Consider the following 471-nt stretch of genomic DNA (forward strand, 5'->3'; position numbering starts at 1 on the left):
GTCGTTGATCAGCGAGAGGATCTCCGCCTGGATGGAGACGTCGAGGGCGCTCACCGGTTCGTCGGCGATGATGAGGTCCGGATTCAACACGAGCGCCCGGGCCAGCGCGATCCGCTGCTTCTGGCCGCCGGAGAACTCGTGGGGATACCGGTCGAAGTCGCTCGCCGAGAGCCCGACGCGTTCGAGTAGGTCCTCGACGATCGCACGTCGTCGGTGGCGGTCGTTCATGCCGTGGACCTTGAGGAGTTCACCGACCGCGTTCCCGACCGACATCCGCGGGTCGAAGCTGGATGACGGGTCCTGGAATATCATCTGTGCGCCCCGCCGGAACTCCATCAGCTCGTCGTCGTCGAACTTCGTCACGTCGTTGGGATGCGTCCCGTCGGAGTTCCGCGTCGCGCCCTCGCGACCGTTCCCGTTGAAGATGACCTCTCCCGAGGTAGGCTCCTCCAAGTGGATGACCGAACTCGC

General features: G+C 64.8%; 1 protein-coding gene. It reads right to left on the reverse strand.

Annotated elements, in window-relative coordinates:
- Positions 1-471 (reverse strand): ATP-binding cassette domain-containing protein (locus tag EXE44_RS18110; RefSeq protein WP_137718055.1); only part of this gene is annotated, 471 nt, incomplete at both ends.

The sequence above is a fragment of the Halorubrum sp. SS7 genome, from assembly GCF_005435055.1.
Lineage (GTDB): Archaea > Halobacteriota > Halobacteria > Halobacteriales > Haloferacaceae > Halorubrum > Halorubrum salinarum.